Source organism: Dactylosporangium siamense (genome assembly GCF_016862795.1).
GTDB classification, from domain to species: Bacteria; Actinomycetota; Actinomycetes; order Mycobacteriales; family Micromonosporaceae; genus Dactylosporangium; species Dactylosporangium siamense.
In genome coordinates, this window is sequence record NZ_BONQ01000162.1 from 38,969 (window position 1) to 63,090 (window position 24,122).

27 protein-coding genes are annotated in these 24,122 nt (G+C 72.8%); 12 read left to right on the forward strand and 15 right to left on the reverse strand.

The genetic code is table 11. The annotated features are described in order from the left end of the window. Window position 1 precedes the first annotated feature (1 nt). The 5 genes from Dsi01nite_RS49255 to Dsi01nite_RS49275 all read right to left on the reverse strand — a co-directional run bounded on the left by Dsi01nite_RS49255 (window position 2) and on the right by Dsi01nite_RS49275 (window position 4,949). Window positions 2-1,075, reverse strand: coding sequence for a vWA domain-containing protein (locus tag Dsi01nite_RS49255; RefSeq protein WP_203853411.1), 1,074 nt, complete (start codon window positions 1,073-1,075; stop codon window positions 2-4). Further along, window positions 1,075-2,034, reverse strand: coding sequence for a VWA domain-containing protein (locus tag Dsi01nite_RS49260; RefSeq protein WP_203853412.1), 960 nt, complete (start codon window positions 2,032-2,034; stop codon window positions 1,075-1,077). The genes Dsi01nite_RS49255 and Dsi01nite_RS49260 overlap by 1 nt, the downstream gene beginning before the upstream one ends. A 73-nt stretch (window positions 2,035-2,107) precedes the next feature. Beyond that, window positions 2,108-3,028 (reverse strand): DUF58 domain-containing protein, encoded by a 921-nt coding sequence (locus Dsi01nite_RS49265; RefSeq protein ID WP_203853413.1) that lies wholly within the window; start codon window positions 3,026-3,028, stop codon window positions 2,108-2,110. Window positions 3,029-3,030: 2 nt separating this feature from the next. Further along, on the reverse strand, window positions 3,031-4,023 hold the full coding sequence (locus Dsi01nite_RS49270) for an AAA family ATPase (RefSeq protein ID WP_203853414.1): 993 nt from the start codon (window positions 4,021-4,023) through the stop codon (window positions 3,031-3,033). A 29-nt stretch (window positions 4,024-4,052) separates the two neighbouring features. Then, window positions 4,053-4,949, reverse strand: coding sequence for a S1C family serine protease (locus Dsi01nite_RS49275; RefSeq protein ID WP_203853415.1), 897 nt, complete (start codon window positions 4,947-4,949; stop codon window positions 4,053-4,055). A gap of 172 nt (window positions 4,950-5,121) precedes the next feature. Here Dsi01nite_RS49275 and Dsi01nite_RS49280 point away from each other — a divergent pair, with 172 nt between their 5' ends. The 7 genes from Dsi01nite_RS49280 to Dsi01nite_RS49310 all read left to right on the forward strand — a co-directional run bounded on the left by Dsi01nite_RS49280 (window position 5,122) and on the right by Dsi01nite_RS49310 (window position 10,832). Further along, on the forward strand, window positions 5,122-6,042 hold the full coding sequence (locus tag Dsi01nite_RS49280) for an ABC transporter ATP-binding protein (RefSeq protein ID WP_203853416.1): 921 nt from the start codon (window positions 5,122-5,124) through the stop codon (window positions 6,040-6,042). Next, window positions 6,039-6,869, forward strand: a complete 831-nt coding sequence (locus Dsi01nite_RS49285; protein ID WP_203853417.1) for an ABC-2 transporter permease — start codon at window positions 6,039-6,041, stop codon at window positions 6,867-6,869. Before Dsi01nite_RS49280 ends, Dsi01nite_RS49285 begins: the two co-directional genes overlap by 4 nt. A 43-nt stretch (window positions 6,870-6,912) precedes the next feature. Next, on the forward strand, window positions 6,913-8,157 hold the full coding sequence (locus tag Dsi01nite_RS49290) for a sensor histidine kinase (RefSeq protein ID WP_203853418.1): 1,245 nt from the start codon (window positions 6,913-6,915) through the stop codon (window positions 8,155-8,157). Then, on the forward strand, window positions 8,154-8,807 hold the full coding sequence (locus Dsi01nite_RS49295; RefSeq protein WP_203853419.1) for a response regulator: 654 nt from the start codon (window positions 8,154-8,156) through the stop codon (window positions 8,805-8,807). Before Dsi01nite_RS49290 ends, Dsi01nite_RS49295 begins: the two co-directional genes overlap by 4 nt. A 73-nt stretch (window positions 8,808-8,880) precedes the next feature. Then, entirely contained in the window at window positions 8,881-9,228 is a 348-nt protein-coding gene (locus Dsi01nite_RS49300; protein WP_203853420.1) for a YciI family protein, read from the forward strand. A 94-nt stretch (window positions 9,229-9,322) separates the two neighbouring features. Beyond that, window positions 9,323-10,546 carry an RNA polymerase sigma factor gene (locus tag Dsi01nite_RS49305; RefSeq protein ID WP_203853421.1) on the forward strand — a complete coding sequence of 408 codons (1,224 nt, stop codon included), beginning with the start codon at window positions 9,323-9,325 and terminating at the stop codon, window positions 10,544-10,546. 1 nt (window position 10,547) lies between these two features. Then, a complete protein-coding gene (locus tag Dsi01nite_RS49310; RefSeq protein ID WP_203853422.1) occupies window positions 10,548-10,832 on the forward strand; it encodes a hypothetical protein in 285 nt (94 codons plus the stop codon). A 95-nt stretch (window positions 10,833-10,927) separates the two neighbouring features. Here Dsi01nite_RS49310 and Dsi01nite_RS49315 read toward each other — a convergent pair whose 3' ends face one another. Next, on the reverse strand, window positions 10,928-11,569 hold the full coding sequence (locus Dsi01nite_RS49315) for a glycerophosphodiester phosphodiesterase (protein ID WP_203853423.1): 642 nt from the start codon (window positions 11,567-11,569) through the stop codon (window positions 10,928-10,930). Window positions 11,570-11,607: 38 nt separating this feature from the next. Next, window positions 11,608-13,092 (reverse strand): MFS transporter, encoded by a 1,485-nt coding sequence (locus tag Dsi01nite_RS49320; RefSeq protein ID WP_239136919.1) that lies wholly within the window; start codon window positions 13,090-13,092, stop codon window positions 11,608-11,610. Window positions 13,093-13,267: 175 nt separating this feature from the next. Between Dsi01nite_RS49320 and Dsi01nite_RS49325 the strand changes: the two genes are divergently transcribed. After that, entirely contained in the window at window positions 13,268-13,633 is a 366-nt protein-coding gene (locus Dsi01nite_RS49325; RefSeq protein ID WP_203853424.1) for a hypothetical protein, read from the forward strand. A gap of 85 nt (window positions 13,634-13,718) precedes the next feature. Beyond that, window positions 13,719-14,825: a hypothetical protein gene (locus tag Dsi01nite_RS49330; RefSeq protein ID WP_203853425.1), complete on the forward strand. Its 1,107-nt coding sequence runs from the start codon at window positions 13,719-13,721 to the stop codon at window positions 14,823-14,825. A gap of 56 nt (window positions 14,826-14,881) precedes the next feature. On the opposite strand, the gene Dsi01nite_RS49335 is transcribed toward Dsi01nite_RS49330, so the two are convergent. The 4 genes from Dsi01nite_RS49335 to Dsi01nite_RS49350 all read right to left on the reverse strand — a co-directional run bounded on the left by Dsi01nite_RS49335 (window position 14,882) and on the right by Dsi01nite_RS49350 (window position 18,209). Beyond that, window positions 14,882-15,607, reverse strand: coding sequence for a SanA/YdcF family protein (locus tag Dsi01nite_RS49335; RefSeq protein WP_203853426.1), 726 nt, complete (start codon window positions 15,605-15,607; stop codon window positions 14,882-14,884). Between the two features lie 22 nt (window positions 15,608-15,629). Next, entirely contained in the window at window positions 15,630-16,406 is a 777-nt protein-coding gene (locus Dsi01nite_RS49340; RefSeq protein ID WP_203853427.1) for a hypothetical protein, read from the reverse strand. A 126-nt stretch (window positions 16,407-16,532) separates the two neighbouring features. After that, window positions 16,533-17,933, reverse strand: a complete 1,401-nt coding sequence (locus tag Dsi01nite_RS49345; protein WP_203853428.1) for an MFS transporter — start codon at window positions 17,931-17,933, stop codon at window positions 16,533-16,535. Between the two features lie 27 nt (window positions 17,934-17,960). Continuing rightward, entirely contained in the window at window positions 17,961-18,209 is a 249-nt protein-coding gene (locus tag Dsi01nite_RS49350; RefSeq protein ID WP_203853429.1) for a hypothetical protein, read from the reverse strand. Between the two features lie 51 nt (window positions 18,210-18,260). Between Dsi01nite_RS49350 and Dsi01nite_RS49355 the strand changes: the two genes are divergently transcribed. Then, window positions 18,261-18,767 (forward strand): YcxB family protein, encoded by a 507-nt coding sequence (locus Dsi01nite_RS49355; protein ID WP_203853430.1) that lies wholly within the window; start codon window positions 18,261-18,263, stop codon window positions 18,765-18,767. A 7-nt stretch (window positions 18,768-18,774) separates the two neighbouring features. On the opposite strand, the gene Dsi01nite_RS49360 is transcribed toward Dsi01nite_RS49355, so the two are convergent. From Dsi01nite_RS49360 to Dsi01nite_RS49370, 3 genes are all read right to left on the reverse strand, one after another. After that, window positions 18,775-20,379: a hypothetical protein gene (locus Dsi01nite_RS49360; RefSeq protein WP_203853431.1), complete on the reverse strand. Its 1,605-nt coding sequence runs from the start codon at window positions 20,377-20,379 to the stop codon at window positions 18,775-18,777. 76 nt (window positions 20,380-20,455) lie between these two features. Next, window positions 20,456-21,466 (reverse strand): hypothetical protein, encoded by a 1,011-nt coding sequence (locus tag Dsi01nite_RS49365; protein ID WP_203853432.1) that lies wholly within the window; start codon window positions 21,464-21,466, stop codon window positions 20,456-20,458. 84 nt (window positions 21,467-21,550) lie between these two features. Then, the gene (locus Dsi01nite_RS49370) at window positions 21,551-22,474 is read right to left on the reverse strand and encodes a phosphotransferase (RefSeq protein ID WP_203853433.1); all 924 of its coding nucleotides are present in this window, start codon (window positions 22,472-22,474) and stop codon (window positions 21,551-21,553) included. Window positions 22,475-22,531: 57 nt separating this feature from the next. Between Dsi01nite_RS49370 and Dsi01nite_RS49375 the strand changes: the two genes are divergently transcribed. Together Dsi01nite_RS49375 and Dsi01nite_RS49380 are read left to right on the forward strand one after the other, a co-directional pair. Continuing rightward, a complete protein-coding gene (locus tag Dsi01nite_RS49375; protein ID WP_203853434.1) occupies window positions 22,532-22,963 on the forward strand; it encodes a MarR family winged helix-turn-helix transcriptional regulator in 432 nt (143 codons plus the stop codon). Further along, window positions 22,960-23,322, forward strand: coding sequence for a VOC family protein (locus Dsi01nite_RS49380; protein ID WP_239136921.1), 363 nt, complete (start codon window positions 22,960-22,962; stop codon window positions 23,320-23,322). Before Dsi01nite_RS49375 ends, Dsi01nite_RS49380 begins: the two co-directional genes overlap by 4 nt. A 28-nt stretch (window positions 23,323-23,350) precedes the next feature. Here the strand turns inward: Dsi01nite_RS49380 and Dsi01nite_RS49385 are convergent, their stop codons facing one another. Then, window positions 23,351-24,010, reverse strand: coding sequence for a response regulator (locus Dsi01nite_RS49385; protein WP_203853435.1), 660 nt, complete (start codon window positions 24,008-24,010; stop codon window positions 23,351-23,353). Window positions 24,011-24,122: the final 112 nt, after the last annotated feature.

A 24,122-nucleotide genomic window follows, 5' to 3' on the forward strand; every position in this document is an offset into this window, starting at 1 on the left:
CCTATCGCGGGGCAGGGCGAGGGCGGGCGGGGAGCCGGGTCCGGTTCCACCACTGGGCGAGACCGACGGCCAGCAGTACCAACGCCGCACCCGCCAGGGCGAACCACGAGGTCAGCTCGGTCTTCTTGCGCTGCAGGGTGACCTGGCTGGGCAGGTCGCGCAGCACGTCGCCGAGCGACTCGGCGTCCTCGGCCTTGAAGTACTTGCCGCCGGTGGTCTCGGCGACCCTGGTCAGGGTGCCCTCGTCCATGTCCTGGAACCGGCCACGGCCGCCGAACTGGCCGCCGGGGCCGCCGCGGAACTGGGTGCCGCCGCTGATCTGGTCGCTGGAGCAGACCATCGGGGACGGGTTCGCGGTGCCGAAGCCGATCGTGTAGACCCGCAGGCGGCGGGCCTCGGCGGCGGCTGCGGCCGTCATCGGGTCGACGCCGTCGGTGTTGCGGCCGTCGGTGAGCACGACGATCGTGTCGGGCTCGTAGTCGCCGGTGGTGGTGCCGTCGTCGGGCACCTCGACGCCGGTCGGCGGGACGTCGGGGTTGATCTCGGCGATCGCATCGATGGAGGCGAGGATGGCCAGGCCGATCGCGGTGCCGCGGGACGTCCGCAGGGCATCGATCGCGTCCAGGAGCTGTTTTGTGTCGGTTGTCGGGGGTACGACCAGGCCCGCGATGCCGGAGAACGCGACCAGACCGATCTTCTGGTTGCCGTCGTGGTCCTTGATGAACTCGCGGGCCGCCTTCTGCGCGGCCGTCAGCCGGTTCGGGGACACGTCGGTGGAGCACATCGAACCGGACACGTCCATCGCCAGGATGATCGTCGCGGCGCTGTCGGGCACGACCACCGACGCCTCCGGGCGGGCCGCGGCGGTGCCGGTGACGAGCAGCCCGGCGGCGAACAGCCACAGCGGGATGCGGCGCTTCCACGAGGTGCGACCCGGCAGGGCCGCCCGGATCAGCGCGACGCTCGGCAGCCGGACCGCGGCGCGGCGCTTGCGGCGGCGCGTCCACCAGCGCACGGCGAGCAGCAACGGAAACGCCAGCAGCGCGACGAGGGCCCACGGCCAGTGCAGTGACATCAGACGATCCGTCCGAACCAGGTGGTCATCAGTATGCCTCCGATGGTCAGCAGCAGCACGGCGATCACGGCGGCGGCACCGGTCAGCTCGACCGGCTTCACCTGGGTGGTGAGCCGCAGGTCCAGCTGCTCGTACACGTCGTGGAGGGCCTGGGCGTTCTCGGCGCGGTGATACGAGCCGGTCGTGGTCTGCGCGACCTCGGTCAGCAGCTCCTCGTCCAGCGACGTCGCGACCTGGAAGCCGTCGACCTCGACGGTGGCGCCGTCGACGGTGCCGACACCGACGGTCTCGATGTGCACGCCGGCCTTGGCGGCGAGCTGGGCGGCGGCCACGGCGTCGGGCCCGCCGGTGTCCTCGCCGTCGGACAGGAGCACGATCGTGGCGTTGCCCCAGTACCCGAGGTCCACGGCCGGCTGCCCCTCCTCGGGCAGCTGCGCCGGTTTGCCGGCGATGACGGTCAGCGAGGCGAGGATCGCCTGGCCGAGTGACGTGCCGCCGTTGATCTGGAGCCGTTTGATCGCGGCGACCGTCGCGGCGTGGTCCTCCGACGGTTGCTGGGTGGTGAGCGCGCCCTGGTCGAACGCGACCACGCCGATGCTGACGCTGTCCGGTTGCGCCTCGGCGAACTCGATCGCGGCCTGCTGGGCCGCGGCGAGCCTGGACGGCGCGACGTCCTTGGCGGCCATGCTGTTGGACACGTCGAAGGCGAGGATGACGGTGCCGGCGGCGCGGGCGACCGGGAGGTCCGCCTGGGGCCGGGCGGTGGACAGCAGCAGCAGGGTCAGCGCGGCCAGGAACAACACGGGCGGCAGGTGCCGCCGGAACCCGTCCCGGTGCGTCGCGAGGCCGGCGGCGGCCAGGGCCCGGGTCCGCTGCCGTTGCAGCCACCAGTACCCCACCGCGAGGGCGATCGCCACGACCACTCCGACGACCAGCAGGGTCGGATGCTGAAAGCTCATGCCGTCACCTCCGCTGCGCTCCGGCGCCGCCCTGCATCCATGATTCGCAGGCCTCCGCTGCGCTGCGGTCTGCTCATGCCCGCCGCCGTTTCGACCAGCGCACCATCTCGACGAGGGCGAGCAGCGGGTCCTGGTCGGTGGAGATCCGGTGCGACGTGACCCGGGACCGGCGCATCGCGGCCGCGACAGCGCCCTCGCGGACGTCGACCTCTTCCCGCAGCCGCTGCTGGAACATCGGGTCGCTGGTGTCGACAAGGACCTGCTCGCCGGTCTCGGCGTCCTCGACCAGGACCAGCCCGAGGTCGGGCAGGTCCAGCTCCATCGGGTCGACGACCCGGATCGCGACGACCTCGTGCCGGTGGGTGAGCCGCGACAGCGAGTCCTCCCAGTTGACGGTGTCGCCGCTGAGGAAGTCGGAGATGACGAAGACCAGGGACCTGCGGCGGGCCTGGGAGGCGGCGAGGCGCAGCATCCCGTCGACGTCGGTGGCCACGCCGACCGATGTGTCCTTCCGGTGCGCCAGCTCGTCGGTCGCCTTGCCGATCTCGTGGGCGAGGCGCAGCACGTGGGTCCGGCCGGTGCGGGCCGGGACGACCCGCTGGAGGCCGTTGTCGTACAGGATCGCGCCCAGCCGGTTGCCGCCCTGCGTGAACAGCCGGGCCAGGCACACGGCGAGCTCGGTCAGCACGCCGTCCTTGCCGCGGCCGTCGTCGGCGGCGCCGCCGAACCGCATCGACGCCGACAGGTCCAGCACCAGCCACGCGGTGAGCTCGCGGTCCTCGGTGTACTGCCGCACGTACGGCTCGTCCAGGCGCGCGGTCACGTTCCAGTCGATGTGGCGCACGTCGTCCTCGTGCGTGTACTCCCGCAGGTCGGCGAAGTCGATGCCACTGCCGCGGAACACGGTGCGGTAGGCGCCCTGCAGCTGGCCGTCGAGCCGGCGGATCACCTGCCACTCCAGGCGCCGCAGCAGCCGGTCGGGTGCGCTCGCCATTGTCAGCGGCTTCCGCTGCTGACCGGGACCGGCACCGGCAACGCCGCCAGGACCCGGGTGAGGATCGTGTCGGCGGTGACGTCGTCGGACAGCGCCTCGTAGGACAGGACCAGCCGGTGCCGGAACACGTCGAGGGCGAGCTCGGTGAGGTCGCGCGGGATGACGTAGTCGCGGCCGCGGATGAACGCGAGGGCCCGCGCGGCGAGGACCAGGTTGATCGAGGCGCGGGGGCTGGCGCCGAAGCTGATGTACCGGGCGAGGTCGCCCTGCCCGACCTCCTCCGGCCGGCGGGTCGCGTTGGCGAGGCGGACGGAGTACTCGATCAGCGACGGGTCGACGTAGACCTGCTCGACCTGGCCCTGCATCTCGATCAACCGGGACGGGTCGACGATCGCCTGCAGCAGCGGCAGCGGGGAGATGGCCCGCTCGACGATGACGAACTCCTCCGTCGAGCTGGGGTAGCCGACGACGACCTTCATCATGAACCGGTCGACCTGCGCCTCGGGCAGCGGATACGTGCCCTCGGACTCGATCGGGTTCTGGGTGGCCATCACCAGGAACGGCCGCGGGATGTGGTGCGTCTCCCGGCCGATGGTCACCTGCTGCTCCTGCATGACCTCCAGCAGCGCGCTCTGCACCTTCGCCGGGGCCCGGTTGATCTCGTCGGCCAGCAGCAGGTTGGTGAAGACCGGCCCGAGCGACACCTGGAACTCACCGCTGAGCTGGTGGTAGACGCGGGTGCCGACGATGTCGGCCGGCACCAGGTCGGGCGTGAACTGGACGCGGTGGAACTGCCCGCCGATGGCCGCCGCGAGGGCCTTCACGGCCAGGGTCTTCGCCAGGCCGGGGACGCCCTCGACGAGGATGTGCCCGCGGGACAGCAGCGCGACCATGAGCCGTTCCAGCAGCGCGTCCTGGCCGACGATGGTCTTCTTGACCTCGTACAGGACCTGTTCGACGGCGCCCGTGATGCCCTTTTCGGATGATGTGTCCACGTATCGTCCTTACGTCTGCGAGCGGGTGTTCACTGCTGTGGTGCCTGGTCTCCGCCGCCCGCGCCGAGGGCGGCGCCGATCGGGACGGCGAAGCCCACGCCGACGAACGTGCCGGCGGACGTCGGGTTGGCCAGGGCCACGACGATCGCGATCGTCTCGCCCTTGGCGTTGACGAGCGGCCCGCCGGAGCTGCCGGGGTTCACCGCGGCGTCGAACTGGATGAGGCCGGTGAGCTTGGTGCCGTCGGGGTTCGTCGCGGTGCGGTCCAGGCCGGAGATGACGCCGGCGGTCGCGCTGCTGGTGAGCCCGAGCTGGTTGCCGACGGCGACCACGGTGTTGCCGACGGCGAGCCGGCCGGAGTTGCCGAGGACGGCGGGCACGAGCACGTCGGGCAGCGTCTCGGGGGCGAGCGCGGCGATGTCCATCGCCGGGTCGGCCTGGGCGACCTTCGCCGTGGCCTGGGTGCCGTCGGCGAACACGACCCGGATGCCGCCGGCGCCCGCGATCACGTGGTTGGCGGTCAGGATGATCCCTTCGGCGCTGGCGACGACGCCGGTGCCGGTCGCGGTGACCTTGTCGCCGTCGAGGGCCTGGATGGTGACGACCGACGGCGCCACGGACGCGTAGATCTGCGCGATCGTCGGCGGTCCCGACGCGGACGGCGACGGCGACGCCGACGGCCGCGCGGCGGCGGGATCGGAGCCGTTGGAGCCGGCCTGGAAGGCGATGAACGCGGTCAGCAGCAGAGCGAGGACCACCGCGACGCCGAGCAGCACGCCGCGCCGGGGCGCCGACCACTGCGGCAGCCTGGGCCATTGACGTGGCGGCCTGGGCGGGTCGTCGCCGTGCGCCAGCACGTCGCCTTGGGGTTCGAACTCGACCTGCAGGTCTCGTGGTGCCTCCGGGGGCCTCCCGATCGGGCGCATGACCTCAACGTAACCGCGATTTCTGGGAATCACCTTCGAACTTTCTGCCAAAAGCGGTCTGGTACCGCGGTACCACTCACCTGGTCGGAGATCGGACCGCGGTACCACGGAATACCCCGGTCGCGTGCCTAGCGTTCAAGGCGCACGGTTCTTCGAGTACTTGGGGGCGTTGATGATCGAAGCGCGGCGGTTGACGAAGCGGTACGGCGACAAGACAGCCGTGGCCGGCGTGGACTTCACGGTCCGGCCCGGCGCGGTGACGGGGTTCCTGGGGCCGAACGGCGCCGGCAAGTCCACCACGATGCGGATGATCGTCGGCCTGGACGCGCCGACGTCCGGTTCGGTGACGGTCAACGGCCGCCGGTACGCCCGGCACACCGCGCCCCTGCGCGAGGTCGGCGCGCTGCTGGAGGCCCGCTCGATCCACCCCGGGCGGTCCGCGTTCGACCACCTGATGGTCCTCGCCCACACGCACGGCATCTCCCGTGCCCGGGTGTCGGAGGTGATCGAGCTGACCGGCCTGCAGCCGGTGGCCCGCAAGCGGGCCGGCGCGTTCTCCCTCGGCATGGGCCAGCGGCTCGGCATCGCCGCGGCGCTGCTCGGCGACCCGCAGACGGTCATGCTCGACGAGCCCGTGAACGGCCTGGACCCCGAGGGTGTCCTGTGGATCCGGCAGCTGCTGACCGGGCTGGCCGCCGAGGGACGCACCGTCTTCCTGTCCTCGCACCTGATGAGCGAGATGGCCCTCGTCGCGGACCACCTGATCATCGTCGGCCGCGGCCGGGTCCTCGCCGACACCACCGTGCAGGACCTCGTCCGCGACGCCGGCGGCGACACCGTCGTCGTCGCCAGCGCCGACCCGGGTCGCCTGCGCCAGGTCCTGGCCGGGCCCGGCGTCGGCATCACCGGCCGGCCCGGGTCGGAGCAGCTGCAGGTGACCGGGCTGCCGGCCCGCGAGATCGGGATCAGGGCCGCCGCGCACGGCATCGCCCTCTACGAGCTCACCGGCAAGGCGGTCTCCCTCGAGGAGGCCTTCATGGAACTGACCAAGGACGACGTCGAGTACCACACCACCGTGAGGGCAGCCGCATGACCGCCACACTTGTCGCACCGAAGGCCGTCGCGGCGGCTCCGCTCAAGGTCACCGGCCGGCGGGTCGCCCGCGCCGAGTGGGCGAAGCTGTGGTCGCTGCGCTCGACCTGGATCACCCTCGGGATCGGGCTGCTGCTCCTGCTCGCGATCGGCACGATCGCCACGCTGCAGTTCAAGTCCAGCACGTCCTCGGGCAAGCCGGTCGACGAGGACTTCGTCGGCGCGACCGCGCACAGCCTCGCCCTGTTCGGGGTGCCGTTCGCGCTGATCGCGCTCGGCGTCCTCGGCGTCCTGACGACCTCCGGCGAGTACACCACCGGCATGATCCGCTCCACGCTCGCGGCCGTCCCGCGCCGGCTGCCGGTGCTGTGGGCCAAGGCCGCCGTGTACGGCGCGGTCGCCTTCGCCGTCGGCGCCGTCGGCGTGTTCGTCGCCTTCGCGATCAGCAGCGGCCTGCTGTCCGGCACCGACGCCGGGATGAGCTTCTCTGCCAACGGGGTCGTGGTGAGCCTGCTCGGGGTCGGGCTGTACCTGGGCCTGGTCGGGGTCATCGGGGTCGCGCTCGGCGCGCTGCTGCGCTCCTCCGCCGGCGGCATCTCCGCGCTGGTGGGCGCGTTCCTGCTGGTGCCGGGCCTGATGTCGCTGCTGCCGAAGGCGTGGCGGACCGAGGTCACGCCGTACCTGCCGGGCAACGCCGGCGAGTCGATCTTCGCGCTGCACCACACGCCGGGCACGCTGTCGGCGGGCGCCGGGCTGCTGGTCCTGCTGGGCTGGACGGCGCTCGCGCTCGGCGGCGCGGCGTTGCGGCTCAAGCGCGCCGACGCCTGATCATCGAGGCGTTTTTGTCGGTGGGTGTCGGGAGAATGGACCCGTGAGCATCCAGGACGTCGGGCACCCGTGGGCGACCACGGTGCTGCGCCTCACCCACCGCGTGCGGCAGTGGGACGCGCGGCACCGCTGGGTGCTGGACGCCGGCGGCGTGCTGCTGCTGTTCCTGGCGTTCGGTGCCCCCGACATCGGCGACCGGCACGACGGTGACGGCCCGCCGATCTCGTGGACCGATCTCCCCGCACCGCAGATGCTGCTGCTGCAGGCCGCGCTGCTGGTTCCGCTGTACTGGCGGCGCCGGTCGCCGTTCCTCGCGTTCCATGCCGTGCTGGTGGTCTTCATCGTCCAGTGGGCCGCGGGCATCATGTTCCGGGCCGACGTCGCGGTGCTGGTCGCGTTGTACAACCTCGTGCTGCACTGCTCGCTGCGCCGCCTGCCGTGGGCCGCGCCGACCCTGCTCGTGGCATACGTGCTGGTCGTGGCCCGGCTGGCGGACGCGATCGGGACCTGGGACGCCATGTTCGGCCTCGCCGTCTTCGGCACCGCCGCCGTGGCCCTCGGCCTCGCGATCCGGCTGCGCCGCGCGCAGCTGGCCACGCTGCGGGAGCGGGCCGTGCAGCTGGAGATCGAGCGCGACCAGCGCAGCCGGCTCGCCGCGGCCACCGAGCGCACCCGCGTCGCCCGCGAGATGCACGACATCGTCGGGCACAGCCTGTCGGTGATCGTCACGCTCGCCGACGGCGGTGCGTATGCCGCCGACACCGCGCCCGCGCGCAGCAAGGAGGCGCTCCAGCTGATCGGCGACACCGGCCGCCGGTCCCTGGCCGAGCTGCGCCGCATGCTCGGCGTGCTGCGGGAGCAGGCCGACGAGCCCGACCTGAGCCCGCAGCCCGGCCTGGCCGACCTCGACCCGCTGTGCCGGCGGGTGCGTGCCGCCGGGCCCCGGGTCGAATACCGCAGCAGCGGTGACCTCGACGCGCTCGACGCCGGGGTCCAGCTGGCCGCCTACCGGATCGTGCAGGAGGCGCTCACCAACACGCTCAAGCACGCCGGCCCGGACACCTCGGTGCGCCTGGACCTGTTGGTCGACGGCGACCGGCTGCGGATCGCCGTCCGCGACAACGGGGCGCCCCAGACGTATGGCGAGCCCGGCCACGGCCTGATCGGGATGCGGGAGCGCGCCGCGATGTACGGCGGGACCGTGACCGCCGGACCCGCACCGGGGGGAGGATGGAGCGTCGAGGCCGACCTGGACCTGCGCCCAACCGTGGAAAGCGACGACGCATGATCACCGTGCTCATCGTGGACGACCAGCCACTGCAGCGGCTGGGCTTCCGCATGCTGCTGGAGAGCAACCCGGACACCGACGTCGTCGGCGAGGCCGGCAACGGCGCCGAGGCGGTGCGCCGCACCACCGACCTGCGTCCCGACGTGGTGCTGATGGACGTGCGGATGCCCGGCATGGACGGCATCGAGGCGACCCGGCGGATCGTGGAGGCCGGCGGCCGCTCCCGCATCCTCATGCTCACCACATTCGACCTCGACGAATACGCGCACGCGGCGCTGCGGGCCGGGGCCAGCGGCTTCCTGCTCAAGGACGCCCACCCGGAGGAGCTCCTGGCCGGCATCCGGGCGGTCGCCGCGGGTGACGCGGTCATCGCGCCCGCGCTCACCCGCCGGCTCCTCGACGCGTTCGCGCCCCACCTCGGCTCGTCGCCCGTCGATGATCCGCGCCTGGCATCGCTCACCGAGCGGGAGCGGGAGATCCTCGTCGCGATCGGGCACGGCTGGACCAACGGGGAGATCGCCGAGCGGCTCGTGCTGTCCGAGTCGACGGTCAAGACGCACGTCGGGCGGGTCCTGGCGAAGGTCGGCGCCCGCGACCGGATCCAGGCCGTCATCTTCGCCTACGACCTCGGCCTGACCCGGCCGCGCTGACATGTCCTTTCCAGAGACTCCTGTTCGTTCCAAGGTTGAGGGGCCACCCCGGTCCCGCGGAAGGAGCGGTCCGATGCCGCAGTATCTCGCCCTGACCTACACCGCCGACGTCGACTGGTGGGCGCCCGAGCAGGCCGCCGAGCTGGCCGAGTATCGCCGGTTCGCGGTCGACCACGCCGGCAGCCTCCGCGCCAGCGCGGTGCTGCACCCCACCGCCACCGCCACGGTGGTCCGGGTCGAGGGCGCCCGCGGCGGTCGCGTCGTCACGACCGACGGCCCCTACGCCGAGACCAAGGAGGCCCTGACCGGCTACTACCTGATCGAGGCCGCCGACCTGGACGAGGCGGTCGCGGTCGCCGCCGAGATCCCGGCGGCGTGGGGCGGGGCCGTCGAGGTCCGGCCGGTCATCGTGGCCAAGTGACGGTTGAGGCGGTCGCCGAGACGGTCCGGGTCAAGGGGGCACGGAGTGACGGTTGAGGCGGTCGCCGAGACGATCCGGGTCGAGGGGGCACCGAGTGACGGTTGAGGCGGTCGCCGAGACGATCCGGGTCGAGGGGGCGCGGATCCTCGCGACCCTGATCCGGACCGTCGGCGACGTGCAGATCGCGGAGGACGCCGTCCAGGAAGCGGTCGTCTCGGCGCTCGCCGCCTGGCCGGTGTCCGGGGTGCCGCCGCAGCCGCGCGCCTGGCTCACCGTCACCGCCCGGCGCAAGGCCATCGACATCCTGCGCCGCGAGCAGGCCCGCCGCGGCAAGGAGGAGGAGGGCGGCCGGATGATCGACCTCGCTCGCTCCGACCTGCCCTCCGACGCCGTGGTCCACGACGACCTGCTGCGCCTCATCTTCACCTGCTGCCACCCGACCCTGTCGCCCCCGACCCAGGTCGCCCTCGCGCTGCGCACCCTGTGCGGCCTGTCCCCCGCGCAGATCGCCGGCGTCCTGCTCACCACGGAGGCCGCCACGGAGAAGCGCCTCACCAGGGCCAGGCAGAAGATCGCGGCGGCGCGCATCCCGTACCGGGTGCCGCCGCCGGACGAGCTCCCCGACCGGCTGCCGGCCGTCTGCGCCGTCATCCACAGCCTCTACACCGCCGGCCACGCCCCGGTCGGTGGCGGCTCGGCCGTCGACGTCGACGCGTGCGCCGAAGCGGTCCGGCTCGCCGAGCTCCTGCACGGTCTGCTCCCCGACCAGCCGACCCCGGCCGCGGTCCTCGCGCTGCTCCTGCTCACCGAGGCCCGCCGCCCGGCCCGCCTGTCCGCTACCGGCGAGGTCGTCACCCTGGACCGCCAGGACCGCAGCCACTGGTCCGGCGCGGCGATCGCCCGCGGGATCGCGCTGCTCAACGCCTCCCTGCACGCCTCGTCCCGGCGCGCGGACGCGTATCAGCTACAGGCCGCCATCGCCGCGGAGCACGCCCGCGCCGCCTCCTACGACGGCACCGACTGGCCGGAGATCGTCCGGCTGTACGACCTGCTCATGTCCGTCGCCCCGAGCCCGGCGGCCGGTCTGGCCCGCGCCGTCGCGGTGGCGGAGGCGGCCGGCACCGACGCCGGTCTCGCGCTGCTCGCCGGCCTGCCGCCGTCGCCACGCTGGCACGCGGTCCGGGCCGACCTGCTCGCCCGCGCCGGCCGCTACGCCGAGGCCGTCGCCGCGCTCACCGCGTCGCTCGACGGCCCGGCCACCGACCCGGAGCGCCGCCACCGCACGCGACGCCTCGCCGAGCTGAGGGAGCTGGTCTGACATGTTCGACTTCTCGCCCCTGCTGGAGCTGTTCCCGGACGACGAGGAGGGCCGGATGCTGCGCTCCCCGGGCCTGCGGACGGGCGGCCGGTTCTACGCCTTCGCCTCCGGCGACGACGTGATCGTGAAGCTTCCGGCAGCGCGGGTGGCCGAGCTGATCGCCTCCGGTGCGGGCCTGCCGTGCTCCCCGCGCCCGGGCCGCCCGATGCGCGAGTGGGTCCGGGTCCCGGCGCGGGACTGCCTGCCGCTGGTCCTGGAGGCCCGGGCCTTCCTCACGCGGGCGTGACGCCCGCAGCCACGCGGGCGTTCCGCAGACACGCGGGCGTGAGGCACCGCAGTCAGGCGGGCGTTCCGCAGACACGCGGGCGTGAGGCACCGCGGTCAGGCGGGCGTGAGGCTCCGCAGCAGCGGCAGGTTCTTGCTGATGATGCCGGACACTCCCACCGCGCGGGCCTGCGCCAGCTCCGCCTCGGTGTCCACCGACCAGGCCATGATGAGGTCCGTATTCTGGTGCAGCTCGGCGACGACGGCCGCGGTGAGCAGGCTCAGCCGGATCGACAACCCGTCGACCCGCTGGCGCTTGACCAGCTGCCGCACCTGCTCGAGCTGGCGCCGGCTGCCCGCCGAGTAGACCCGCCGGATGTGCGGCTGGTCCTCGAACGCGGCCAGCATCCCCCAGTCGCGCGTGCACACGGTCACCGGCACGCCCGGCGCCACCTCCCGCAGCACCTCCGCCGTCCGCGGCGCGACGGCCTGCCACGGCCCCTTGAGGTCGAGCATCAGCCGCGAGTCCCCGGCCGCTGTGGTGAGGATCTCCGCCAGCAGCGGCACCGGCACGTCGCGCCGCCGGGTGACGTCGCGCCACGGCTCCCACAGCAGCCGCCGCCCGAGCGCCTTGGCGTGCCGCATCTCCAGCGCGCCCCGGTACAGCCTGACATCGGCCTCGACCAGGTCGACGCCGGCGTCGAGAGCGTCCCGCAGGTCCGCCAGCGTATTGCCCGCACGGTGCGCGATCCGGATCACGCAGTCACGATAGCCGCTCAGATACTTCACCGGGCGAATCATTCCTGTGGTGAATCTGTCACTGCGGCGGCCGCGTCCCGCGGTTCCGGGAGCGGGGTGCGGGGCAGGAGGACGGCCAGGATCAGGCCGGTCACCGCCACGACGACCAGGACCACCAGTGACGCGGCGTACGGACGGCCGCCCGGATAGGTGGCGGACACGATCACCGAGCCGGCCAGGGCGGTGCCCAGTGACGAGCCGAGGTTGGACACGGCGCGGGACAGGCCGGAGATGTCGCTCTGGTCGCGGTCGGGGAATGCGGACTGCACCAGGTTCACCGAGGCGGTCAGCATGGTGCCGAGGCCCAGGCCGGCGAGCAGCAGGCCCGGCACGGTGCGCGCGACGCCGGGCCCGCCGTGCACCAGGGCGAGCAGCAGGGCCATGCCGGCGACGGTCAGGACGAAGCCGGCGACGATCAGGGTGCGCTGGCTGCGGCGGCGGGCGAAGCGGCCCGCGGCGGCCGAGGAGACGAGGATGCCGGCGGTGGCGGGGGTGAGCACGAGGCCGGTCATGACGGCGTCGTAGCCGCGGGCGTCCTGCAGGTAGACGGCGGTGACGAAGAACGTGCCCTGCATGACCAGCCACTGGACCGCCTGCGTGCCGAGGCCGAGGTTCGCGGCCCGGTTGCCGAACAGGCGCAGGTGCAGCAGCGGCTCGCGGCCGCGGCGTTCGGTGCGGCGCAGGTGCAGCGCGAAGGCGGCCAGCATCAGCGCGCCCAGGGCGAGCGAGAGCCAGACCGGGGAGATGCCGCCCTGTTCGATGACGACGTGCCCGGCGACGGCGAAGTCGGTCCGCGCGGCGCCCCAGCCGTAGGTGGTGGACTGCAGCACGCCGAGCACGACGAGCAGCAGACCGGCGGCGGACAGCAGGGCGCCGGTCACGTCGAAGCGCGGGGACGGCCCGGCGTCGGCGGGGTCGGGCAGGCGGCGGACCAGCACGATGATCCAGGCGATGACGAGGACCTGCAGCAGGAACGACGCCCGCCAGCTGAGCAGGCTGGTGATCACCCCGCCGATGAGCGGGCCGGTGGCGGCGCCGAGCGCGCCGGCGCCGCTGACGATGCCGAAGTACTTCGCGCGGGTGGCCAGGTCCGGGGACATCACCGTGACGAGGATGTAGATCGGCGGGATCATGAGCGCCGAGCCGACGCCCTCCAGCAGCGCGTTGCCGACGATCATGACGCCGAGGCCGGGAGCGACCGCGGCGAGCAGCGCGCCGGTGCCGTACAGCACCAGCCCGGCCACCAGGCACCGCTTGCGCCCCCACACGTCGGTGAGCTTGCTGCCCGGAATCATCAGGGCCGCCATGGTGAGCGTGAACAGCGTGATGGCCGTCTGTACGCCGAAGACCGTGGTGTGCAGGTCGCGGGCCATGGGTGCGATGGCGACGTTCATCGCCGTGCCGGCGTAGCTGCAGATGAACTGGGCCAGGGCGAGGGGCAGGATCATCGCCCGCGCAACGTCCGGCGGCTGGCGGGTCGGCACCTGCCGATCGTCGGCCGCCCCGGCGGGCGCCGCATCATCCCCGGTGTATGAGCCCCGCAGTGACGGCCGTGGTTTCGCGGCCTGCCGCTCCGGTGTCCATGGTAGGTTCTTCGAACATATGTTCGAAGAACCTACGCGGGTGTAGGTCGTTGGTGCTTGGGAAGGGTTGGTGCCGATGCCACTCGAACGCCTCACCGACATCGTCCGCACGCTGCTGCGGCTCCCTGCCCGCGGGGACGGCTTCGCGGTGCGCCTCGACTGGCCCGGTTACGGGCCGGTGCTGGTGTGCCACGACCTCACCCAGTTCACGCCCAGCCTCGAGCGGGCCCTGAAACGGGTGGCCGGCACCGAGCGGTACTGGGCCCGCGGCCCACTGCGGCCGCTCGCCGTCACCGTCGTGCCGATCGACTACGCGACCTACCTGGCGCACCCGCGCGAGTGCGCCTCCACCGGCTGTCCCACGACGGCCGCGCTGCTCGGGCTGGGTCCGCACACCGTGCTCTCGGCACGGGACCGCGAGGGCGGCACCACCCTCGGGTGAGCGGAAGCGCCGCCGCCGGGCCCACCGCCGGGATACGCTCACCGGACCGATGATCATCGGGGTCTGGACCGAGTGAGGACGCCTGATGCGCACCCGTCGAACCGTCCTGCTCGGCCTCGCCGCCGGCGCGCTGACGATCGCAAGCGGGCGGCCGATAGCAAAGGCTCACGCGGACGCCACCGGGCCGGCGTACGCGGCGATCCGGGTCGTCCGGGCCACGGCCGGCACGCCGGAGCGGCCCGAGATCACGGTGCCGGCCGGCTACTCGTTGCTGGCCGGGCCGCAGTACCAGGTGGCCAGCCGCGCCGAGTTCACCGCGTTCGTGCAGGGGCCGGTGAGCGGCGGCGTCCCGGTGGTGGTGCGCTGGCCCGGGCAGGCGGTCCGGGCCGTGATCGCCGGTGACCGCCGGCTGCCGCTGACCTCTCCGGACGGCACCGCGGGCACGGTCGCGGTCGACCTGCCGGTCGCCGGTGCCTCGCCGCTCGCGGAGTCACCGACGATCCAGGTGTGGAGCCGGCTGTCCGACGCCGGCAGCGGGATCCTCTGGCTCGCCGCCCACAACCACCCGGACCGCGCGGCCGGCTACTGGGCGACCCGGGCCTGGCCGGCCGGCGAGGTGCACGCCGTGGTCACCTACCTGGCCGCCTGCGACGAGATCCTGCGCGACTCGGGGGCCGCCGCCGAGGCGCGCCGGCGCGGGCACTTCTTCGCCCTGGAGGGCTTCGAGACGAACAACCCGCTGCACCAGGACAACCCGCCGCACTGGCACCTGTCGTACTACCCGGGCGCGACGACGCGGGCCACCCCGGCGACGGTGCCGCACTTCTGGGTCGACGAGCGGGGCCGCACGTTCTACAACGGGCAGGACGTCACCGGGCAGGGCCGGTCCAGGTTCTCCGCGGGGCAGCCGGCGCCGATCCGGGACGGCGCCGGAACCCTCGTCCTGACCACGGTCATCCGCGCCGACGGCGGGCTCGACGTGATCCCTCCGTCCGGCCCGGCGTACAGCATCACCTCGGCGACCGGCGACTACACCGGCCCGGTCGAGGTCCGGCGGGGCGGCGCGAGCTGGCGCATGTTCACCACCGACGACCTCGTCCGCGACGGCGTCCTGCGCGTCGAAGGCGGCGGCGCGACCGTCGAGCACCGGTACGACCCCCTGACCGGAGCCGAGCTCAGCACCGCCAGATGAGCAGGCGCCTTCCACCCACCGCCGGAGGCGGGGCCGGCGCAGGTTGAGCAGGAGTTTCAGCCGTCGCGCAGCGCGTCCTCGACGCCGGTCTCGTGCTGCCCGAGGTACACCGGATCCCGGCCGGACACGACGTCGTAGACGACCTTGACGGAGGCGGGGTACTCGCGCCGGGCGTTGCTGCGCCATGGGCCCTTGAACCGGCTGACGCTGTCGTCGCCGACCCCGGTCGCGTCCAGGCCGACCCGGCGGCAGAGCATGACGGCGCGGGCGATGTGGTAGGACTGCGTCACCACGGTCACCTTGCTGACGCCGAAGACGCGCTTGGCGCGCGAGCACGAGTCGTACGTGTCGAAGCCGGCGTAGTCCCGCACGATCCTGCGCTCGGGCACGCCGTGGTCCATCAGCCAGGCGCGCATCGCGGTCGGCTCGTCGTAGTCGTGGTGCATGTTGTCGCCGGAGACCAGCAGCACCTTCACCTTGCCGGTTTCCAGGAGCCGGCGGGCCAGGGCCAGGCGGGCCTCGAGGAACGGCGACGGCGTGCCACCCTCGTACACCTGCGCGCCGAGCACCAGGGCGACCGGCGCCTCGGGCACCGTCTGCTCGGTGTAGAGGTGGCCGTCGGCGCCGGAGCGCACCCAGATCACGCTGCCGGCGACCAGCAGGACCACGCCGAGCACGCCGGCCACGGCGAGGATCGCGAGGCGGCGCACGAGCTTGCGCCACCCCCAGCGCTTCCGCGGCGCGGCGGGCGTCTTGTCCTCGGGTGCCTCCTCATCGGGCATGGTCCGAGTCTGCTACCGGCCGTCAAGCCCCGGTCTCGGCCGCGATCGGGCGCAGCGCCCGGCGGCGGACGTCGGTCCCCCGGTCCCAGACCAGCTCGTCGAAGCCCGGCCCGGCGACGCCCTCGGCCCGCAGCTCCCGCCGAGCGGCGGTGGCGGCGGACACCCGGTGCCGGAAGTCGTTGAAGACCTGCACCTCACCGTCCGGGGACTCGACCTCGGTGTAGTCCATGCCGCGGAACGCATACCGGCCCAGCTCGTGGACGTCCGGCGCGTAGCCGCGCAGATCGTGCGCCGACGCGGCGAACATCAGCAGCCCGCCCAGCCGGTCGATCTTCGGCTGCGGCCCCCGCACCGGCACGATCGGCGCATGCTTGACGCCGGGCGGCCGCTCATACCACGGAATCCGTTGCGCCATAACGGGATCGAGCCCATGGGTCTGCCACCGGACGGTGCCGTCCGGCGCACCCCGCAGCGGCAGCCGGCGCCGTAGCGCCTGCGCCGTCCGCACGCTCAGCGCGGTGAGGTCCGACGGCACGAGCACGATCGGGTCGCCCGGCCGGCCGTCGAACGGGTTCGGACCGAGGTGCGGCCGGTCGATGAGGATCAGGGTGCCGGGGCGGCGCTGGTACGCCAGTCCCCACAGCAGCCGGCCCAGCAGCCGCGCCCCGCGCCAGTCGCTGAGGATGTGCCACGTGTCGTGGTGGAAGTTGGTGCTGAACCGGCAGTCGGTGTCCGGCCGCAGCGTGATGACGGTGAACTCGCGCCCGTCACACCGCACCGCCCTGCGGTGCAGCTTCACGCGGTCCCCGACATGACCGGCGCCCGCCGGCCGCTGATGACGATGCACCATCCACCTCCGGCCCCCAGTGCAGCACCGGAGCCGTTGCCAGGCAACGGATTTACCCGCCGGTGCCCATAACCCGCCCTAGCGCGGCCCGGCCACGTCGGCGTCTTCGTCGGCGGCCAGGTCGGCGGTTTCGGCGGCGGTTTTCGGGGCCGCGGCGGTCCTGAAGTGGTGGCTGAGGCGGCGGTACGGGCCGCTGCGCAACGCGAGCACGCTGGCGATCAGGCCGACGACGCCGGTGAGCACGAAGACGAGTGCCAGGCCGCGGTCGGCGCCGGTGCCGAACCAGCCGCCGATCGCGCGGGCGCCGGCGCCGTCGGTCATGAGCGGGATGAAGACGAACTGGGCGATCGGCGCGATCAGGAACGCGGTCAGCGGCGACGCGGCCTGCTCGACACTCTGCGCGAAACCGAACACGCGGCCCTGCCGCTCATACGGCACGACCTTCTGCAGGATGGTCTGCTCGGCGGCCTCGGCGTAGGGCACCAGCACCATGTAGATGAGCATGCCGGCGCCGAGCAGGACGATCGAGGAGCGCAGCGGGAACAGCACGGTGACGGTCCACAGCACGACGTTGACGAGGAGGAGCAGCCGGACGGGGTTGCTGCTCAGGCCGGTCCGGGAGACGCACAGACCACCGACGATGAGACCGGCGCTGAGCGCGCCCCACAGCAGGCCCCACGTCTGCACGCTGACCAGCGACAGCCCGTAGGCGTCCATGAGCGCCATGTACACGCCGCCGAGGAAGTTGTTGAAGGTGGAGAACAGGATGAGTGCCGTCAGGCCCGGCACCTCCCGTACCACACCGACCGTGCCTCGAAGATCGACGGTGCGCTTCGGGGGTTCGTCCCCGGACGATGCCGCGGCCTGGACGGCGGCGGGGATCACCCGGACGAACGACAGGTGCACCACGGCGGCCGCCAGCACGGCGAGGGCCATGACCAGGACCCAGAACATCCCGCCGATGGCCACGAGGAAGCCGCTGATCACCGACGTGACCAGGAACGACACCCCCGAGGTCGTGCCGACCAGGCCGTTGGCCTTGTCCCTGCTGTCCTCCTCGATGAGGACGGTGACCAGCGTCGGCAGGGCGATGGTGCGGATGTTGCCGACGATGACGCCGACCATGAGCAGCACGATCAGCGCCCACAGCGGCACGCTCGCCGGATCCGTGAACTCCTCCCGCGGCGTGATCTGGTAGACACCGAACGCGGCCGCGTACAGGAGAAACGACGCGGTCGCGGACACCTGCATCATCGCGGTCTTCGAGTGGTGGTCGACGAGGCTGCCGAACCAGATGCCGGTCACGGCCGTCATCACCAGGAAGATGCCCGACACGACCCCGGTCGCGAACACGGAGCGGGTCTCCAGGTACACGTAGAACGTGATCGCGAACCAGACCGTGTAGTTGACGACCGACACCAGCAGCGTGTTGATCAGCAGCTGGTGGAAGGTCCTGCGGTCCCCCGTAATGACGGCCATGCAGGTGATCGTATGACCTCAGCTCAGCTACCGTGCTTCGTCAGCGTCCTTGGCCACCGCCTCATCGGTGGCGTTCTGGTGCAGGTACCAGAACGTGACCGGCGCCGCGATCAGCAGCACGACCGCGCCGCAGCAGCTGGCCATCGCCAGTGGGTTCAGCGCGCTCAGCACACCGTCGTAGCCCGGCCCGGTCGCCGGATTGAAGGCGCAGAGTGCCACCGCCCCGGCCGCCGGCACCGCAGCTCCGACCACCGGCAGCAGCCATCGTCTCCCCACCGCCGCCTCCCCCGCGTGACGTGCCGCTACCGTACCCCTTAGCATGCGCCGATGCAGATCAGCATGTGGGTGCCGTACGACGAGGCCCGGCTGCGCCGCACGATCACCCTCGTGCTGCGGCCGCAGATCCGGATCCTCCGCGTCCTGGGCGGGGTCATCGTCGCGATGAGCTTGGTCCTGCTCACGCTCAGCGACTTGGTGCTGTTCGGCATGCTCCTCGCCGTCGCCGGCGTGCTGTTCATGACCGTCCTCGGGCCGTTCACGGCGGCCCGCACGACGAGCATGCAGTCGCGCATCATCAAGGACGGCTGCCAGATGACGATCACCGACGAGTGGCTGACCGTCGTCTTCCCTCTCGCCGAGTCCCGGTTCCGGTGGGCCGGCATCGACAGCATCGTCGAGACCCCGGAGGCCTGGTACCTGATGGTCGGCCGGGCGCAGTCGTTCACGGTCCCGAAGGACGCCATGACCGACGAGCAGCGGGCCGAGCTCGCCGCGTTCCTGACCGCCGAGCGCGAGCGGCAGGCGGGGCGGGCCTTCCTCGGCCAGCCCCGCTGAACCACCGTTACATCCGCCACTTCCGCAGCAGCGCACGCATCCGGCCACGGATCTCGGGGTCCGGTTCGACGTCCGCCGCGCGCCGCAGCGCCGCCACCGCGGCCGGCGTCCCGGCGGGCCAGGCGCCGAGCGCCCGCACGGCCCCGTAGCGGTTGCGGATCGTCGCGTTCGCCAGGGCCGCCTCGATCAGCGGCCAGCCCTTGCCGGGATGCTCGTCGAGGCGGCTGACGATGATGTCGAGCGCACCCTCGGGCCCACCGCTGCCGGCGCCGAGGTCGAGACCGGGTCCGGTGGCGAGGTCGCGCAGCGGGAGGATCCCCGCCGCGAACTCGAGCAGGCCGTCGATGTCATCGGTGCCGTCGACGAACGAGAACCACAGGTGGCTGTCGTAGGGGTCGCCGCGAAGCTGGTCGCGGAGCATCTCGTCCAGCGGGAGGCGCAGCCGCTCGGCCGCCCAGATCGCGCGCCGGTCGCCGGCGCGCAACGCGTCCTTGACGAGGTCCCGCCAGGCGGGCCGGGCGGTCAGCGCGTCGCACACGTCGACGAGCCGGAGCCGTTCCGCGGTGGAACAGTTCATGGCCTCCGCCCGTGGCCCTCCCCCGGTCGGGCGCAGCGCCCCCTCGTCGATGAAGTCGTGCAGGGTGCCGACGATCGCGATCCGCACGAGGTCGGGCGGACGGTTGCCGGCGTGGGTGAGGTAGCGGTCGATGACCCGCGGACCGTCCGGGTAGTGCGTGATGTCCGCCGCCGGGCCGCCCCAGCACAGGGCGTGCAGGATGCCGCCGGCGCCGAGGAGCAGCTCGTCGTCGATCGTGTCCGGGGCCAGCGCGTCGAGCAGGCCGCCGGTGGTGGCCGCGAGGTGGGCGAGGTACTCGTCCATGATGCTGTTGCGGTACCCGCCGCGCAGCAGCCACGCCTTGATCTCGGGGTCGCCGGTGCCGCGGAGCCGCTCCACGACGTGGATGCGGCCCCAGCCGTCGACCCTCCGCGCCAGGTCGAACACGGCCCGCTCCGGGTCGGGCTGCGTGCGCAGCAGCGCGACGGCGGCGAAGAGGGTCAGGTCGTCCAGCGCGCCGAGCAGCAGCAACAGGTCGCGGTCGCGCCGGTCCCCGCTGGCGCCGAGCAGGACGATGCCGGTGGCGACCTCTCCCCGGCTGGTGCCGTGTTCGGCGAGGCGCAGGGCGAGCTCGCGCACCCGCGCGGTGGGCAGGTCACGGTCGCGGACCTGCGCGACGAGCTCGTCGGCGCTGGACAGCGGTGAGCCGGCGGTCGCCGCGTCGCGCAATCGCCGCAGTGCGGCCGTCGTCGGCTGCTGCCGCACGAGCGTCTCGACGAGGTCCGGCAGGGCGGTCGGCTGCCTGCTCGGGGCCATGTGCTGGGTGCGGATGCCGTCGAGCACGGCGTCGGAGATCAGCGGTGCTGCTGTTCGCGGCCGTTGGTCCGGCAGCGGTGTGCCGCCGTCCGGCCACGGGCCGGGACCGTGCAGGGCCGCGAGGGCTCGTGCGTGTGCGAGGTAGGTGGGGTTCTTGTCGTGCAGGCTCTTGTCGTGCGGGCTCTTGTCGTGCGGGCTCTCGTCCTCGGCCGGTGGCAGGTGCCACCCGTGCGGGCTCATCGAGCCGGGCGGAGGCCGCCCTTCCGGTTGATCATCATGCGGTGATGATGACGTATCGCCGCCCGGCTCGCAATTGTCAGCAGGGGCGGCCGTAGTCGTATGGCAGTGCCTGCAGCCGCTCGACCGGGATCTCGCCGAGGATGAGGTACTTCTCGACGCCGTCGGGCACGATGTCGTCGGGGTCCATGAGCGCGAAGTACGGGTCGACGCCGCCGTTGGCCGCCATGGACGGGCGCGGGTCCTCGGCGTAGGTGACGAGCGCGCCGGCCTTGTCGGTCATGATCAGGCCGTACTCCTGCATGGCGCGGGCGATCGTGCGAGCGGCCGGGCTGCGCAGCACGCTGACGTCGAACGCCGGGTCGAGCCGGAAGCGTTGGCCCTCGCAGGCGATGTCGGCGCCCTCGGTGTTGCCGTCGTTGCGGGTCGCCGGCCACGAGTCGCAGTCCTTGCGGGTGCGGACGGTCGCGATGTTGACCGCGTGGTCGATCCTGCCCCGGCGCAGCTCGTCGATGCGGATGGTGAACGCGCCCATCGGCAGGCCGGTCGCGGTCGCGCCGAGCGGGTTGGCGAAGATGCCGGGGTTGCGGGAGTAGTGCTCGATCTTCCCGCCCCAGCACGCCGACCAGTGCCCGGCGGCGTCCTTCTCGGCGCGCCAGAAGTCCCAGTACGTGTCGGTCGCCGGCTGGTAGATGGTGACCTGGGCGTCGGTGCCCTTCGACACGATCAGGTCCGCCGGGGTCGGCACGGCGGCGAGACTGTCCGCGATGACGGGCGCCAGCTCCGGCAGGTTGAGACAGTCCGAAAACGTCCACCGCTGCGTCGGGGTGTCCCGGCCGACGGTGAAGATCGGGGTGGAGTACTCGTCGGTGTTCACCGCCCACGAGCCGTAGTTGTTCACCTTGTCGAGGCGGATGTTCTCCACGACGGCGGCGGAGTTGGCCGCGAGCGGCACGTGCCGCGGCAGCTTGGTGTTCCAGGGACCCTGCCGCGAGAACCCGTTGGCCGGCCGGGCGTGCGCGTGCGCCGGCTCGGCCATGACCACCGCCGCCGGCACGAGCGCCAGCATCACCAGTACCCGTGTGAACATGCCCGGCAGCGTAGAGTGACGCGAGCCCGACGCGGTGTGGTTCGCCACCGTGCAGCGTCGCTACCTGGTGACGCCGGGTGAAACTTACAACCGGGTCTCCAGCCAGGCGAGCGCACCGCGGCCGAGGCGGAGTTTGGCCTCGGTGATCGGCGTACGGCCGGCCGCCAGCCCACCGGCGAGCAGGAAACCCGCGTGGGCGGCCAGGACCCCGGTGACGGCGCCGCCGGTGGGCACGTACGGCTCCGGGTCGACACCGTCGGCGGCGACGCTGGAGATGACGGCGCCGCCGGTGGGCACGTACGGCTCCGGATCGACACCGTCGGCAGCGACGCTGGACAGGAACGCGACCAGGTCGATGACCGGCGAGCCGAGTCGGGCGTGCGGCCAGTCGACGAACACCACCCGCGCCGCGGTCAGCAGGATGTTGTGGGGGTACAGGTCGCCGTGCACCAGCGCGTTCCCGCGGGCGGCTTCGATGCCGTCGCGCTCCAGCTCGATGAGGCACGGCAGGTCGTCGGCCGCCCACGGCGCGAGCCGCCGCAGCCCGGCCACGCGGGTCGGATCCGTGGCGAGGTCGGCCCAGCCGCCGAGGCGGGGATGCTCGGCCGGAAGCCTGATGGGCGACGGGATGGCCAGGTTCGCGATGGCCTCCACCACCCGCCGGATGTCGGTGGGCGTCGGGCCCGGAGCGGCACCGTCGACGTCCTCGAAGGTGAGCACGCACCAGCGGCCGTCGTCGTACCCACCCTGCCAACGCGGCGCCGGCACGCTGTCCGGCAGCGCGGCGCCGACCTCCGCCTCGGTCCGGTAGGCGTCGACCTCGTGCGGCCACGTGCCGGCGTCGATCGCCTTCACGAAGCGGCGCTCGCCGTCGGTGCGGGTGAGCCGCGAGGCGAAGCCGGGCGAGAAGCCGCCCGGGCAGCTCTCCGCACGGGCGACGGGTCCGCCGATGACCTCCTCGACGGCCCGGCGAACTTCGGCGGGCAGGTCCTGCCACGTGGGTCTCATGCCGCGCGATCCTCTCAGGGTTGCCAATGCGTGCGTTTCGCACGTAATATCTGTGCGATGCACACGGATTTTGGTGGTGGGCCGGCACTGTTCCGGCTGGTGCGGTTCTGGTCGCGGCGGTGGGCGGCGGGGATCACCCAGGGCGAAGGCGACGTCGCGCACATCCTGGTCCTGGAGGCGATCGACGCCTCCGGCCGGCCCGCACAGATCGGCGCGGTCGCGGTGGAGCTCGGGCTGGACCGGTCCAACGCCAGCCGGATGCTCGCCGCCTCGGTCGCCGCGGGCCTCGTCACGAAGACGGTGTCGACGCAGGACGCGCGGCGCACCGAACTGGACCTTACCCCGGCCGGCTCGGACCTGCTCGCCGCCGCCCGGGCGTGGCAGGAGCAGACGTTCGCCCGCATGGTCGCGGACTGGCCGGCCCGCGACGCCCGCCGCTTCGCCGAGTACCTCGTCCGACTCGCCACTGCCGAAGGGACCCCACGATGATCGTCCTCAACCACACCGTCGTCCCGGTCGCCGATCGCCACCGAGGTGCGCGGCTGCTGGCCGGGCTGCTCGGCCTCGAAGTGGGCGCACCGGCCGGTCCCTTCGCGCCGGTGCGGGTCAACGACGACCTCACCCTCGACTTCGACGACCGCTCCGGCGCACGACCGGGCCACTACGCGTTCCTCGTCGACGACGGCGTCTTCGACGCGGCGCTCGCGTTCGCCGAACGGTCCGGCCTGTCGTGGGGCTCGGCACCGCGCCTGATCGACCACCAGATCAACCACCTCGGCGGCGGCCGCGGCGTCTACATCCTCGACCCGGACGGCATCGCCTACGAGTTCTTCACCGCCGTGCCGTAACCCACCGTGCCGTCCCCCGTTCCGCCGGTTAGGCGACGGTCACGAGGCCCGTCTCGTACGCGACGATGACCAGCTGCGCGCGGTCCCTCACCTCCAGCTTCGCCAGCAGCCGGCTGACGTGTGTCTTGACGGTGGCGAGGCTCAGATTCAGCTGCCCGGCGATCTCCACATTGGACGATCCCCGCGCGATCAGCGTCAGGACCTCCCGCTCCCGTCCGGTGATCCCGTCCAGCCGCCGGTGCAGCGGCGTCGCCGTCGCGGGCCGCCGCGCGAACTCGCCGATCAGCCGCCGCGTCACCGACGGCGCGAGCAGCCCGTCGCCCGCGGCGACGACCCGGATCGCGGTGAGCAGCTCCGTCGGCGGGGTGTCCTTGAGCAGGAACCCGCTCGCCCCGGCCCGCAACGCCCCGTAGACATACTCGTCGAGGTCGAACGTGGTCAGGATCAGCACCCGCGTGGCAGCCGTCGCCGGGTCCGCGCAGATGCGCCGGGTCGCCTCGATCCCGTCCATCAGCGGCATGCGGACGTCCATCAGCACGACATCGGGCCGATGCGCGCCGGCAAGCGCCACCGCCTCGACGCCGTTGCCCGCCTCGGCAACGGTCGTGCAGTCCTCGCTCAGGTCGACCAGCACCCGGAAGCTGCCCCGCAGCAGCGCTTGGTCATCGGCGATCATCACCCGGATCACACGACCACCCCGCCCCGCCCGCCGTCGCCCGCGACGCCAACCCGGACCCGCGCACCGCGACCGCCGGCCACGGCACCACCGCCCACCCGCACCCGACCGCCCTCGCCCAACG